The organism is Halalkalirubrum salinum, assembly GCF_005543295.1.
GTDB classification, from domain to species: Archaea; Halobacteriota; Halobacteria; order Halobacteriales; family Haloferacaceae; genus Halalkalirubrum; species Halalkalirubrum salinum.
Map to the genome: position 1 here is coordinate 159,254 of NZ_SRSG01000059.1, position 12,927 is coordinate 172,180.

At 59.3% G+C, this 12,927-nt stretch carries 10 protein-coding genes and 2 tRNA genes; 8 read left to right on the forward strand and 4 right to left on the reverse strand.

Annotated elements, in window-relative coordinates:
- Positions 1-9: 9 nt before the first annotated feature.
- The 3 genes from E5K03_RS16185 to E5K03_RS16195 form a co-directional block, all read right to left on the reverse strand.
- Positions 10-420: a group I intron-associated PD-(D/E)XK endonuclease gene (locus E5K03_RS16185; RefSeq protein WP_240730059.1), complete on the reverse strand. Its 411-nt coding sequence runs from the start codon at positions 418-420 to the stop codon at positions 10-12.
- A gap of 276 nt (positions 421-696) precedes the next feature.
- Positions 697-769 (reverse strand) — tRNA-Asp (locus tag E5K03_RS16190).
- 11 nt (positions 770-780) lie between these two features.
- A tRNA-Asp gene (locus E5K03_RS16195) sits at positions 781-853 on the reverse strand.
- 257 nt (positions 854-1,110) lie between these two features.
- Here E5K03_RS16195 and E5K03_RS16200 point away from each other — a divergent pair.
- The 8 genes from E5K03_RS16200 (at position 1,111) to E5K03_RS16235 (ending at position 12,069) form a co-directional block, all read left to right on the forward strand.
- On the forward strand, positions 1,111-1,341 hold the full coding sequence (locus E5K03_RS16200; RefSeq protein WP_138007844.1) for a DNA-directed RNA polymerase subunit H: 231 nt from the start codon (positions 1,111-1,113) through the stop codon (positions 1,339-1,341).
- A complete protein-coding gene (locus E5K03_RS16205) occupies positions 1,338-2,906 on the forward strand; it encodes a DNA-directed RNA polymerase subunit B'' (RefSeq protein WP_137197851.1) in 1,569 nt (522 codons plus the stop codon). Before E5K03_RS16200 ends, E5K03_RS16205 begins: the two co-directional genes overlap by 4 nt.
- 3 nt (positions 2,907-2,909) lie before the next feature.
- Positions 2,910-4,736: a DNA-directed RNA polymerase subunit B gene (rpoB, locus tag E5K03_RS16210; protein WP_138007845.1), complete on the forward strand. Its 1,827-nt coding sequence runs from the start codon at positions 2,910-2,912 to the stop codon at positions 4,734-4,736.
- Positions 4,737-4,758: 22 nt separating this feature from the next.
- The gene (locus E5K03_RS16215) at positions 4,759-7,677 is read left to right on the forward strand and encodes a DNA-directed RNA polymerase subunit A' (RefSeq protein WP_138007987.1); all 2,919 of its coding nucleotides are present in this window, start codon (positions 4,759-4,761) and stop codon (positions 7,675-7,677) included.
- Complete coding sequence (locus tag E5K03_RS16220) at positions 7,670-10,369, forward strand: DNA-directed RNA polymerase subunit A'' (RefSeq protein WP_138007846.1); 2,700 nt, start codon at positions 7,670-7,672, stop codon at positions 10,367-10,369. Before E5K03_RS16215 ends, E5K03_RS16220 begins: the two co-directional genes overlap by 8 nt.
- Complete coding sequence (locus tag E5K03_RS16225; RefSeq protein ID WP_138007847.1) at positions 10,369-10,788, forward strand: NusA-like transcription termination signal-binding factor; 420 nt, start codon at positions 10,369-10,371, stop codon at positions 10,786-10,788. Before E5K03_RS16220 ends, E5K03_RS16225 begins: the two co-directional genes overlap by 1 nt.
- 227 nt (positions 10,789-11,015) lie before the next feature.
- Positions 11,016-11,444: a 30S ribosomal protein S12 gene (locus tag E5K03_RS16230; protein WP_021073582.1), complete on the forward strand. Its 429-nt coding sequence runs from the start codon at positions 11,016-11,018 to the stop codon at positions 11,442-11,444.
- Between the two features lies 1 nt (position 11,445).
- Complete coding sequence (locus E5K03_RS16235) at positions 11,446-12,069, forward strand: 30S ribosomal protein S7 (protein WP_138007848.1); 624 nt, start codon at positions 11,446-11,448, stop codon at positions 12,067-12,069.
- A gap of 45 nt (positions 12,070-12,114) precedes the next feature.
- On the opposite strand, the gene E5K03_RS16240 is transcribed toward E5K03_RS16235, so the two are convergent.
- On the reverse strand, positions 12,115-12,864 hold the full coding sequence (locus E5K03_RS16240; protein WP_138007849.1) for a DUF5781 family protein: 750 nt from the start codon (positions 12,862-12,864) through the stop codon (positions 12,115-12,117).
- Positions 12,865-12,927 lie beyond the last annotated feature (63 nt).

Consider the following 12,927-nt stretch of genomic DNA (forward strand, 5'->3'; position numbering starts at 1 on the left):
TGGTCCCAGCTACGCGTCGTTGGGATGAGTCAATTCGTAATCGCTCGCCCAATTGATTGCGGGGTGGTCGATCTTCTGAATAGTTGCCTCCTCGATCGGAATCCAATACAGTGTCTCTGTCGGTGGATACCGAACCAGAAACACGTCGATACGACCGGTATATGGCTTTTCGTGGTAGTCTCCGTTCTTAGTGGTCTGTGAGTGGGTATTGAATCTGATAGTGTGTTCTTTGTTTTGCCAGGCGGTCTTGCACTGAACTCGGTATAATTGGTCGCCATCGTCAGCGATCAGGTCGTACGGATCGTTATCACCGAAAGGGACTGATACGCTGTATCCTAGTTCGATCAACGTGGTGAGTGCTTTGGCTTCAGTCTCATCGCCAACATCTTTGCTGTTTCCAGTCGACGGGAGCGTCGTCACGGTAAATTCATGCAGGGCCCAATCAGTCAAAAATCGATCTCTTGGCTGCGTTCGACAATGCTTGATATAAAATTGCATGAATTGATGAAGCGCCATATCCGTATTCCTGGGCTGCGTTCGACAATGCTTGATATAATATGTTCGAGACGAAATTTGAACCTCGGTCGCTCGGCTTGCGCCTCGCTCCCTGGTTCAAATCCCTTAGAAACCGATTTCCGATCACAGGATACTCACGGTCAGCGTGCTGACCGCTCGTGTGAGTGGAGATCGGAAAAACGCCCGAGGCGGGATTTGAACCCGCGTCACAACCGTGACAGGGTTGTATGATGGGCCACTACACCACCCGGGCAATAAAGACAGCGCCCGAGGCGGGATTTGAACCCGCGTCACAACCGTGACAGGGTTGTATGATGGGCCACTACACCACCCGGGCACGCTGTCTTATCGCATCCTATCGTATCCGGGAGGTACAAATAAGGCTTACCATCCGACGGCAGCGTGCGGATCGCTCCCGACCCAGCCGTTCGCAAAGGTTTTTATTAACTCTCCACGTGAGTACAGCTATCACGATCGCACCGTGGTCCGAGAGCGCCGCTGCCCAGCGACGCTTGACAAAGATTAAATGGACGGGTCCAATAGGGACCTGTAGTATCTCGTGATAGCCGTTTCTTCCCCCAGCCAAACGCACTCATGGTAGACGTAAGCCAACACGAACTAGTACCGGAACACATCCTGCTCGACGATGACTCGGAAGTCGAGGAGGTGCTCGAGGAGTACAACATCAAACGAACCGATCTCCCGAAGATCAAACGCAACGATCCGGCGCTGCCCGACGAGGCCGAACCGGGCGATGTGATCAAGATCGTTCGGGACTCACGAACCACCGACACCGCGATCGTCTATCGGTTGGTGGTACGATGAACCGACAGGATCGCCGCGTCGTCTCCCGAGAGTTCTTCTCGGACGATCGGCTCGCCGAACACCACTTCCGCTCGTTCAACAACTTCCTGAACCGCGGCATGCAGGAGGTCGTCGACGAGAAAGCGACGATCGACACCGATATCGGCGACAAAGAGGGCCAAGAGCCCGTCTACGTCGAACTCGGCGACGTCAGAATCCTGACGCCCCGGGTCCGAGAGGCCGACGGCTCCGAAGAACTCCTGTACCCACAGGAGGCCCGCCTGCGCAACATCACCTACGCTGCGCCGGTGTTCATGGAGATGTCGATTATCCGCGGCGGCGAAGAGGAACCCGAGACCGTCGTCGACTCGACGGAGACCAAGGTCGGCCGGATGCCGATCATGGTCGGCTCGGACAACTGTAACATCACCGGTTTCTCGGACGAAGAGCTGATCGAGATCGGCGAAGATCCCGTCGATCCCGGCGGCTACTTCATCGTCAACGGCTCCGAGCGGGTGTTGATGACGAGCGAGGACCTCGCACCGAACAAGATTCTCGCGGAGTACGACACGAAGTACGGCGACGAGATTCAGGTCGCCAAAACGTTCAGCCAGCGCCGCGGCTACCGCGCGCTGGTGCTTTGCGAGCGGAACCGAAGCGGGCTGCTTGAGGTCTCGTTCCCCTCGGTCTCCGGCAGTGTCGACTTCGTCACGCTCGTTCGCGCGCTCGGGCTCGAATCCGACGAGGAGATCGTCCACCGGGTTTCGGACGACCCCGAGATCGTGAAGTTCATGCTGGAGAACCTAGAGGAGGCCGACGTCCAGACCGAAGAGGAGGCGATCGAGAAACTCGGCAAGCGCGTCGCCTCCGGACAGGGCAAAAACTACCAGCTCAAGCGGGCAAACTACGTGATCGATCGGTACCTCCTGCCACACCTCCACGAAGAGGGTGTCGAAGAGGAAGACGTCCGGATCAACAAGTCGTTTTACCTCTGTCGGATGGCCGAGGCGTGTTTCGAACTCGCGCTCAACCGCCGCGAATCCGACGACAAGGACCACTACGCGAACAAGCGCCTGAAGGTCTCCGGCGATCTCATGAAGGACCTGTTCCGGACGGCGCTGAACAAGCTCTCTCGGGACGTCAAATACCAGCTCGAACGAGCAACGATGCGGAACCGTCAGCTGACGGTCAATACGGTTGTACGTTCGGACGTGCTGACAGAGCGGCTCGAACATCCGATCGCGACGGGCAACTGGGTCGGCGGCCGCTCTGGAGTCTCTCAGCTGGTCGATCGAACAGACTACATGGGCGTACTGAGCCACCTTCGGCGGCTGCGATCGCCACTGTCGCGATCGCAACCGCACTTTGAGGCGCGTGACCTGCACGCGACACAGTGGGGTCGGATCTGTCCATCTGAGACGCCCGAAGGACCGAACTGTGGACTGGTGAAGAACTTCGCGCAGGCGATGGAACTGAGCCAGAATATCGAGGACGAACAGGCGCTCAAACGAGAGCTCGCGTCGATGGGTGTCGAGGGGATTCCCGGCATCGAAGGCGTGAACCGAACGACACCGGCGGACGACTAACACATGGCGCAAGCACGAGAAGCGAAAGTATACGTTAACGGTAGCTTGGTTGGGACACACCCTGACCCCGAACAGCTCGCAAACCAGATTCGAGAGGCCCGACGGCGCGGAGACGTCTCCGAGATGGTCAACGTCTCAGTGAAAGAGCGCACCCGTGAGGTCATTGTCAACGCTGACGCGGGGCGGGCACGTCGCCCGCTGATCGTCGTCGAGAACGGCGAGCCGCTCCTCGGCGACGAGGAGATCGCAGCGGTCGAGGCCGACGAACTGTCGTTCGAGGATCTCGTCGATCGCGGCTATGTCGAGTTCATCGACGCCGAAGAAGAAGAGGACATCTACGTAGGCGTCGACGAGGACGAACTCACCGACGACCACACGCACCTCGAGATTGACCCACAGCTGATCTTCGGGATCGGCGCAGGGATGATTCCATACCCCGAGCACAACGCCTCGCCGCGGATTACGATGGGTGCAGGGATGATGAAGCAGTCACTCGGGCTGCCGTCGGCAAACTACCGGATCCGTCCGGATACCCGTCAGCATCTCATGCACTACCCGCAGCTGGCGATGGTCAAAACGCAGACGACAGAACAGATCAACTTCGACGAGCGCCCGGCCGCACAGAACTTTACCGTCGCAGTCATGTCCTACGAGGGGTTCAACATCGAGGATGCGCTCGTCATGAACAAAGGCTCCGTGGAGCGTGCGCTCGCGCGATCGCACTTCTTCCGAACCTACGAGGGCGAAGAACGACGCTATCCGGGCGGTCAGGAAGACCGATTCGAGATCCCGGATCAAGACGTTCGCGGCGCGCGCGGCGAAGACGCGTACACGCATCTCGATGAAGATGGGCTCGTAAACCCCGAGACGGTCGTTGACGAGAACTCCGTGCTGCTCGGAAAGACGAGTCCGCCGCGGTTCCTCGAAGAACCAGACGACATGGGCGGGCTCTCTCCGCAGAAGCGCCGGGAGACGTCCGTGACGATGCGATCGGGCGAAGACGGCGTCGTCGACACAGTGACGCTCATGGAGGGCGAGGACGGTTCGAAGCTCTCGAAAGTGAAGGTCCGCGACGAGCGGATTCCAGAGCTGGGCGACAAGTTCGCGTCCCGACACGGTCAAAAGGGCGTTGTCGGTCACCTTGCACCACAGGAGGACATGCCGTTTACCGAAGACGGCGTCGTTCCCGACTTGGTCATCAATCCCCACGCCCTGCCGTCGCGGATGACGGTCGGCCACGTGTTGGAGATGCTCGGTGGGAAGGTCGGCGCACTCGAAGGTCGGCGTGTCGACGGGACGCCGTTCCAGGGCGAAAACGAGGATGAGCTTCGCGGCGCACTCGAAGAACACGGGTACAAATCCTCTGGCAAGGAGATCATGTACTCGGGTGTGACCGGCGAGAAGATCGAGGCCGAGATTTTTGTGGGGATCATTTTCTACCACAAGCTGTACCACATGGTCTCGAACAAGCTCCACGCGCGATCGCGCGGGCCGGTGCAGGTCCTGACGCGACAGCCGACCGAAGGCCGAGCCCGCGAGGGTGGCCTCCGTGTGGGCGAGATGGAGCGGGAGGTGTTGATCGGCCACGGTGCGGCGATGGCGCTGAAAGAGCGGCTGCTGGACTCCTCTGACCGCGAGGAAGTGTACATCTCTGCAGATACTGGTATGGTCGCCGTCGAGGACAGAGAGCAGCGCCGGATCTACGACCCCGTGACCGGCGACGAGGACAACATCCACAAGATCGAGGTCAGCTACGCGTTCAAGCTGCTGTTGGACGAGATGAAGGCACTCGGGATTCGACCGACACTCGAACTCGTGGACGCGGTCTAACTGGAGGAACCCACATATGTCAATGCAATCACCAAAAGAAATCGGCGGGATCAGCTTCGGGCTGATGGACCCCGAGACGTATCGAGACATGTCCGCGACGAAGGTCATTACCGCGGATACCTACGACGACGACGGTTATCCGATCGACATGGGCCTCATGGACCCGCGGCTGGGTGTTATCGACCCCGGCTTGGAGTGTCGGACGTGCGGGCGACATTCAGGCTCGTGTAACGGGCACTTCGGCCACATCGAGCTGGCCGCACCCGTTATCCACGTCGGATTCACGAAACTCATTCGCCGGCTACTGCGGGCGACGTGTCGCAACTGCGGGCGGCTCACGATGTCCGAGGAGGCCAAAGAAGAGTTCCGCGATCGGCTCATCCGTGCTGAAGAAATCAACGAAGACCCCGACGACGTGCTGAAAGCTGCCGTCCGACAGGCGCGGAAGTCTTCGACGTGTCCGAACTGTGGCGAGCCGCAGGCGGACATCAAACACGAGAAGCCGACGACTTACTACGAAGTCCAGAACGTCCTCTCAGGCGAGTACTCCGAGCTGATCGCCGAGGCGATGCAGCCCGATCCCGACGACGAGGACGACGTTGGGATGGCTCCCCAAGAGCTGGCTGAGGAGGCTGATCTCTCCTTGCAACGGGTCAACGAGATCCTCGCCGGCGAGTTCCGGCCACGAAAGGAAGATCGTCGCTCTCTCGAGAAGGCGCTCGGGATTGATCTGACTGAAGAGGACATGAACAAGCTCATGCCCTCGGACATTCGCGATTGGTTCGAAGACATCCCTGATGAGGACATCGAGGTTCTCGGGATCGATTCAGAGAAATCGCGTCCAGAGTGGATTATTCTCACCGTCTTGCCGGTCCCACCGGTGACGACACGGCCATCGATCACCCTCGACAACGGCCAGCGATCCGAGGACGACCTGACGCACAAACTGGTCGATATCATTCGGATCAATCAGCGATTCATGGAGAACCGCGAGGCCGGTGCGCCGCAACTGATTATCGAGGACCTCTGGGAGCTGTTGCAGTACCACGTCACGACGTTCATCGACAACGAGATTTCGGGTACACCGCCCGCGCGTCACCGATCGGGTCGGCCGCTAAAGACCCTCAGCCAGCGCTTGAAAGGCAAGGAAGGCCGGTTCCGCGGCTCGCTGTCGGGGAAACGCGTCAACTTCTCCGCGCGGACTGTAATCAGTCCGGACCCGACGTTGAGTCTCAACGAGGTCGGGATTCCAGACCGTGTCGCTACGGAGATGACGATCACGATCAACGTCACCGATCGGAATATCGAGGAGGCCAGACAGTACGTTAGCAACGGTCCCGACCGGCACCCGGGATCGAACTATGTCAAACGTCCTGATGGCCGTCGCCTGAAGGTCACTCAAAAGAACTGTGAAGAGCTGGCGACGAAAGTCGAAGCCGGCTGGGAGGTCAACCGCCACCTGGTCGACGGAGATATTGTGATCTTCAACCGCCAGCCGTCGCTGCACCGGATGAGTATCATGGCCCACGAGGTCGTCGTGATGCCGTACAAGACGTTCCGGCTCAACACCGTCGTCTGTCCGCCGTACAACGCTGACTTCGACGGCGACGAGATGAACCTCCACGCCCTGCAGACTGAGGAGGCCCGCGCGGAGGCACGCGTGCTCATGCGCGTTCAAGAGCAGATCCTTAGCCCGCGATTCGGCGAGAACATTATTGGGGCAATCCAGGACCACATTTCGGGAACGTATCTGTTGACCCACGAGAACCCCGAGTTCTCCGAGACGCAGGCGCTTGACTTGCTTCGGGCAACCCGAGTCGACGAACTGCCTGGCGCTGACGGCACCGACGAGGTGGGCGAACCCTACTGGACGGGACGGACGATCTTTTCGCTCCTGTTGCCGGAGGATCTTCACCTCGAGTTCACCTCCTCGGCGGGCGATACAGTGCTCATCGAGAACGGCACGCTCGTCTCAGGGACGATCGACGAGGACGCCGTCGGCGCGTTCGGCGGTGAGATCGTCGACACACTCGTCAAGAACTACTCGGAGCGACGGGCCCGGATCTTTGTCAACGAGATCGCCTCGCTCGCGATGCGTGCGATCATGCACTTTGGGTTCTCGATCGGGATCGACGACGAGTCGATTCCGCCGGCGGCCGACGAACAGGTCGACGAAGCGATCGCGAACGCTTACGAACGGATCGAGGGGCTCATCGAGACGTACCGCAACGGCGAACTCGAATCGCTGCCGGGACGAACGGTCGATGAGACGCTGGAGATGAAGATCATGCAGACGCTCGGAAAGGCTCGTGACTCCGCCGGCGAGATCGCGGAAGACCACTTCACCGAGGACAACCCAGCGGTCGTGATGGCCCGATCGGGCGCGCGTGGGTCGATGTTGAACCTCACGCAGATGGCTGGCTGTGTCGGCCAGCAGGCGGTTCGCGGCGAGCGAATCAACCGTGGGTACGAGGATCGGACCCTCGCACACTACCAGGCGGACGATCTCTCCGCGGAGGCACACGGCTTCGTGGAGAATTCCTATCGTGGCGGGTTGACGCCGCGGGAGTTCTTCTTCCACGCGATGGGTGGCCGCGAGGGGCTTGTCGACACGGCGGTCCGGACCTCGAAGTCCGGGTACCTCCAGCGGCGGCTCATCAACGCGCTGTCGGAACTGGAAGCACAGTACGACGGCACCGTCCGGGACACCTCCGGGACGGTTGTCCAGTTCGAGTACGGTGAGGACGGCACCTCGCCGGTTCGGGTGTCTTCGTCGGCCGATCACGAGATCGACGTCGAGGGGATCGCCGATCGGATCGTCGAGGCGGAGTTCGACTCCGACGCGGAAAAGGAGGCATTCCTCGGCCGCCAGGAGCCGCCGACGAACCTCTCAGAGTATGCTGAGCCGCGCGGCTACGAGGAGGTGGAATCCGATGACTGAGTACGAATACGTCACTGCCGACATTGAAGCGATCGTCGAAGATGCTGACCTGCCGCGACGGCTGAAAGATCGCGTCTACGAGGTCATCGACGAACGCGGCGGTGTCACGACAGAGCAAGCCGACGAGATCGCGCGGGCGGTGTCCTCACAGTACAACGATACGCGGGTCGACGCACTCGATCCGGTCGGAACGGTGTCGGCGCAGTCGATCGGTGAACCCGGAACGCAGATGTCGATTCCGTACGACGAGAAGGTAATCGTCCGGCAAAACGGGGATACAGCTGTTACTGAAATTGGCCCATTTGTCGACGGAATTCTGGCAGGAACAGAGACCCGATCGATCGAAGATCACGAGGTCGGTCTCGCACCAACTGGTGTAGAAGTTCTGAGTCTCCGCGAGGATGAAAAGACCGACTGGAAACCAGTCGAAGAAGTGAGCCGACACGAAACACCAGACGAATTACTCGAAATCGGCCTCGAGTCGGGTCGGACGATTAGAGCGACCAAGTCGCACTCGTTTGTTACCCGTGAGGAGAATCGGGTCGTTCCAGTTTCCGGTGACGATCTCAATGCTGGTGATTGGTTGCCTGTTATTGGATCCTACGATACTACTGAACCGACAACAGAGATCGATCTCCGATCGGCCCTCCCAAGTGATTCGTACTGGTTTACGTCCACACTGACAGACGGCGGTGTCGACGCTGTTCCTGGTGGATCCGACCAACTTCGAAATAAGCGTCAGGCACTGTCTGAGGGTACACTGAAGACGGATTACGTGTATCCGAAAGGAGGCACAGTTGGTCTTCCACAGTCCTTCCCGCTTGATGAAGAGACTGGATTCTTTGTTGGTGCTTGGCTCGCGGAGGGGAACTGTACAGAGTACTATACGTCGATCTCCAACATCGATCCCGAATATCAGGACCGAATTCGAGCATTTGGCGATCGGTTCGACCTGAGTCGGAACGAGTACGAGAACACAAGCGGATTCTCGACCGGATACGATATTCGGCTCAACGGGACTGTGCTCGCGGACGTCCTTCGTTCGATCGCGACAAAAGACGGGCAGAAAGTCGTCCCGTCAGTTGCATTTGGAGCAACAGATGAGTTCGTTTCTGGCCTGCTCGCAGGGTACTTCGGTGGAGATGGAAATATATCAAAAAGTGCAATTCGGGCGAGTTCGACGTCTGAACAGTTGATTCACGGGATCTCCTTACTCCTTGCACGGTTTGATGTGTACGCAACCCTCGGCTCACAGGATAATTCGACGACACTGCGTATCCCGAAAAAGTACGCTCCGACGTTTGCTGAACACGTGCCAGTAGTTGGTGACCGTGGCGACCAACTAAGAGTACTTGTAGAGTCCGTTGATCCAGATGCTGCGGACAGCACGGACCAGATACCGAACTTCGGAAACGTCTTACGAGAAGTTGCAGACGCAGCTGGAATCCCCAAGAGACAGATCAACAGCGCCACGAAGCGCCAGCGCATTGGTCGCCGAAGACTTGAGCGGCTCGCCGATCGCGTTGAGAGTGAGGAAGCCGTAGATGGATTAGATGCGATGGATGCCATCGAACAAGCGATCGCTGGAGATGTTGTCTGGGAGCGCATCGAATCGATCGATCGCGTCGAGAGTGACCACCCGTACGTCTACGACTTCTCCGTCGAGGGCTTAGAGACATTCACGACTGCCCAGGGTGTTGTCACACACAATACGATGAACACCTTCCACTACGCGGGTGTCGCCGAGATCGACGTGACCCAGGGCCTACCGCGGCTCATTGAGTTGGTCGACGCGCGGAAGACGCCGGACACGCCGATGATGACCGTCTACCTCGAAGACGAGTACGCGATCGATCGCGAGCGGGCTCACGAGGTCGTCTGGTCGATTGAATCGACGAAAATTCTCGCGCTGGGTGACGTCTCGACGAACGTCGCCGATATGGTCGTTCGGGTCGATCTCAACGAGGACACCCTTCTTGAGCGGTGGCCGACAGTTGACGATGCGGGCGTTGTTGCGTCCGAGATCGCCGAGACGATCGAGGATGCACTTGGGGTAGACACTCGTCGCAGCGGGACGGCAATCGAGTTCGGCCCGAGCGAGCCGAGCTACCGCGAACTCCTCCAGCTCGTCGAACAGCTCCGAGATGTCGTGTTCAAAGGCATCGAGGAGGTCACGCGCGTCGTGATCCGCAAAGAGCAACTCGACGACGGCACAGAAGAGTTCGTGCTGTACACCGAGGGATCGGCGTTCGGCGACGTGCTCGCGATCGAGGGCGTCGACGCCTCCCGGACGACGTGTAACAACATCCACGAGATCCACAAGAATCTCGGAATCGAGGCAGCCCGCGAAGCCATTATTAACGAGACTGTCAACACGCTCGAAGAGCAGGGGCTTGACGACGTGAACGTCAGACACATGATGCTCGTCGCAGATATCATGACCAACCGCGGGACGATCGAGTCGATCGGTCGTCACGGCATCTCCGGATCGAAGGATTCGGTGCTCGCGCGGGCGGCGTTCGAGGTGACGGTGAACCACCTCCTGTCGGCGGCGATCCACGGCAAGGCCGACAGACTCGACGGCGTCATCGAGAATGTGATCGTCGGCAAGCCGGTGTCGATCGGGACTGGCGACGTGAAGCTCCGGATGGGCTCGATCAGCACCGACGGCGGCAAGCCTGCAGACGACTGATGCGAGTCACGCTTTCGGACGAGGCGATGCGGTTCATCGGGCTGTTCGATCAAGAGACCGGCGTCAGCCCCCGTGATTGTCTCGTCGAGAGCGATCGACTCGTGTTCGTGATCCCTGCCGGCGAGATGGCCGACGCGATCGGTCCCGGCGGCAAGACCGTCAAACGCTTCGAGCGGAAGGTCAGTCGCTCGATCGAACTCGTCGAAGACGCGGACACCCGCGAGGCGTTCATCGAGAGCGCGCTCGCACCCGCCGCGGTTCGCGGCATGACGATCTCAGAACAGAACGGGAACGTCGCGTTCGTTGAGGTTCCAGAGGCCGATCGGGGCGTTGCGATCGGTCGAGACGGGCGTAATATCGAAACTGCACGGCGACTCGCACGACGTCACTACGATATCGACGACATTCAGCTAACGTGAACCACGACGCGATTGAGAACGCGCGCACAACAGACCTGTGAGCTGAAACGACGACGTTTCTGGTCTCGAACGCGGCTCTTGTCGGCACTCGATCGGTCCACGCGGAATTCTTGTGTTACCGAAACGGACTCAGATCGCCGTAGCGCACCCTAAGAAGCGATCTCGACACGTTTTGGTGGATTCAAAAAGGGAGGCTTAAGTAGCTCGGTCGGAAACGCGTAGGTACTATGGCAAACGGCAAATACGCCGCCCGTAAGCTCAAACAGGACCGCCAGAAGCGTCGGTGGTCAGATTCGGAGTACGCTCGCCGAGAGCGTGGGCTCAAAAAGAAGTCAGATCCCCTCGAAGGTGCACCACAGGGCCGCGGTATCGTCCTCGAAAAAGTCGGTATCGAGGCGAAACAGCCCAACTCGGCGATTCGAAAGTGCGTTCGGGTCCAGCTGATCAAAAACGGCAAGCAGGTCACCGCGTTCTGTCCCGGTGACGGCGCGATTAGCTTCATCGACGAACACGACGAAGTGACGATCGCCGGGATCGGCGGCGCGAAGGGTCGCGCAATGGGCGACCTCTCGGGAGTGAACTATAAGGTCGAGAAAGTCAACGGTGTCTCGATGATCGAACTCGTCCGTGGGAACGCCGAGAAGCCGGTGAGATAAGATGGCAGAAAGCGAAGCTCCCGAGCCAGAACCCGAAGCCGACGAAGAATCCGAGGAGACCGCCTCCTCGAACGCACTGTTATTCGACGTCTGGGACGTCTCAGAGATCGAGTACACGGATCCGAGCACCAAACGGTACCTGAACGTGACGCCGATCGCACACACGATGGGCCGACACGCCAACAAGCAGTTCGAGAAGTCCGAGATCTCGGTCGTCGAGCGGCTTATCAACCGGCTGATGCAAAGCGAGGATAACTCCGGGAAGAAACAGAAGGCCGTCGGAATCGTCCACGACGCTTTCGAGACGGTCCACGAGCGGACCGAAGAGAACCCTGTCCAAGTGCTCGTTCGGGCGGTCGAAAACGCCGCACCGCGAGAGGAGACCGTTCGGCTGAAATACGGTGGAATCTCGGTGCCGAAGGCAGTCGACGTGGCCCCCCAGCGTCGCGTCGACCAGGCGCTGAAGTTCCTCGCGGACGGAACCGCGAGTGCGAGCTACAAAACAACGACGAGCGCGAGCGACGCGCTGGCTCAACAGATCATTGGCGCGGCAGACTACGACGTGCAGGCGTACGCGATCGCCCAGAGGGAAGAGCGCGAGCGCGTTGCCGCTGCAGCCCGCTAACGTCGCAGATTCTATTCTCTTTGTCTTTTTGTCTTTTTGCTCCGATCAGTCAGCAGCGACGCCAGTCGCGTACTCGCGGGTCACATCTACGAGCGACTTCCGGTACTCGCTTTCTGTCGGGTCGTCACCGAGCGATCGGAACCGTCGTTTGAACGCCGAGACATCAACGGATGGCGCGTCGTCAGCGGCAGCGTGAGCGAGGTCGTACAGCCGGTGGGAGCGATCGACGACGCTGTGGCGCTCGACGAGCGCAAGCGCGAATGCGGCATTGACGGCGGTGATTTCGGGATCTGATCCCGGCGTTTCTGGCGTCGAATCTGGACGTGGTCCCGGACGTGGTCGGTCAGCGACAGCGGCGGCGAGCTGCGATTCGAGGAAGCAGACGAGCTTCGTTGCTGGCGCAAGCGAGAGGGTGATGTCGTCAGCGTAGATGTCTTTCATATGGTTTGCGATCTGGTAGCAGTGGGTAAGTTTGCGGCGTTCGATCGACTCGCCAGTCAATCCCAAAAACAGCGCCTCTTCCACCGATTGGATGTGGGAGGGGTGTTCCTCCTCGTAACGGGCCATGTGGGCGTACTCGTGTAAGGCGAGTTCACGCGCCATGACGCTCGTTGCGGCCTGTCTGGAGATATTCAGGACGTGCCGATCGGGGTAGTGAGCTGCCCACGTGCGGACGTCGGGATCCTCTCGGATACGGACGTGCACTGGAAGTTGTAGATCGCGTTCTGTAGTAAGCAGGTCCGCCGCACTGAGAAACGGATCTGGCGGCACCTGCCCCAACACTCGGACATCCATGTGTATTAGTATCATGGATTGTGGACGTATTATTCTTCCGTGAGACCAGCTTGCGGCAACGTG